Annotated in this window: 1 protein-coding gene; it reads left to right on the plus strand. The window is 39.1% G+C overall.

Features of this window, described 5'->3' with window-relative positions:
- Window positions 1-227: 227 nt before the first annotated feature.
- A complete protein-coding gene (locus O9332_RS05000) occupies window positions 228-1,130 on the plus strand; it encodes a hypothetical protein (RefSeq protein ID WP_288023999.1) in 903 nt (300 codons plus the stop codon).
- Window positions 1,131-1,569 lie beyond the last annotated feature (439 nt).

The raw sequence follows: 1,569 nt of genomic DNA on the forward strand, positions 1-1,569 counted from the left end.
AACTGCTCCCACAGGGAAGCGCTTTCGCGCTGTTGTAGAGTGGTGGTCATTGGTTTATGATTCCTATTAGGTTGTCGAGGTACGATCGATTGATGATGTCTCTATCTTAAGGACTTTGTAACGGTTTGTAAAGGGGTTTGAAACTATTGTTACTTATAGTATTGATAAGCTGGGGTTATGAAATGGGTCGGGTGCGGTCGGGTCTTTTCTGATCTAAGATTGAAGACATGACTCGACAACCTCACGACCAATTTGCCAAACAATACCTAGAAGAATTGCTGTCTCCCCTGGGAAAGGTGGAAGTCAGCAAAGAGGTGGCGGATGAAACCCGTCAGGTGGATATTTTCTTCTCTCCTCACCCTAATATGCGGGGAAATGCTCAATCTTTGGGTCTTTTAGGGCAAATGGTGACAACAAGCACTTTGCTTGAGCCTTTTCGCAATGCTCCCAATCGAACGGAAATTCGCAACTGTATCTTAAAACTGTTTTCGATTTTCGCTGAACTTCAACGGAAAGGGAAACGGGAAAAAACTGAGTTAAACGAGGATGACTTACCTAAATTATGGATTTTGGCTACTTCTATTAGTTTCCAGATCCTAGAGAGTTTTGATGCTAAATTAGAACTAGAAAACTGGACAGAAGGGATTGACTTTTTATCTCCCTCTCACCGAACGGCAATTATAGCGATTAATCAGTTACCTATTACCCCAGACACTTTACTGTTAAGATTGTTGGGACGGGGGAAAACCCAAAGCCAAGCGGTGAGAGAGTTGCTTGAGTTGCCTTCTGGCGATTCCTTCCGTCAAAATGTCATGGAATTATTGATTAGTTGGCGTGTGAGTGTTGAAATTAACAATCTTTTAGAATCAGAAGATAGGGAGGTATTTATGGCTTTATCTCAATCTTATTTAGAGTGGAAAGAGGCGACTAAACGGGAAGGACTTCAACAAGGACTTCAACAAGGACAACGACAAATTATTGAAAATTTAATGCAAGTGAGGTTTGGAGAATTGGATGAGTCTTTAATAAAAGTTATTGATGAGTTGCTTAAGTTATCACCGATGGAGTCTAGTCGCCTTTTGTTGGAGTCTTCACGGGAAGATTTAATCAGACGATTCATCTCTGAATAAATTAATTAAGCTGGGTTAAAATACGTCTTAGCTTAAACAGCTTCAAAGAAGCAATAACCGGCGGAAAACGGGAGGATATTATTTAACAGATGAAGAATTGCGATAGACCTGAAAAGATGCTTATGGTTTAGCGTTAGTACAAGCTACTTTAGCGGCTTTTAAAAGAAAATATGGAGTCAACGAATTAGCAAAAATTGTGATAAAATGCGATTATTTACCAAGCAATGGTGTTGATTTTGTGGTGATTATATTCTCTTAAATCTCTACAGATGAATTAGAATAGACTCAAAAAGTGAAGATTTTGGCTCTTCGTTACTTGTTATGGTTCGATAGGGGGGCATAAATCGACTAAATCCTTATCTGGCAAGAGACTTAATTGATTAGTTCGCTCTAGATAAAAAACAATTGACAAAAATCGCTAAATGCCTTTCTATATAAG

Source organism: Microcystis sp. LE19-10.1B (genome assembly GCF_027530565.1).
Classification (GTDB): Bacteria; Cyanobacteriota; Cyanobacteriia; order Cyanobacteriales; family Microcystaceae; genus Microcystis; species Microcystis aeruginosa.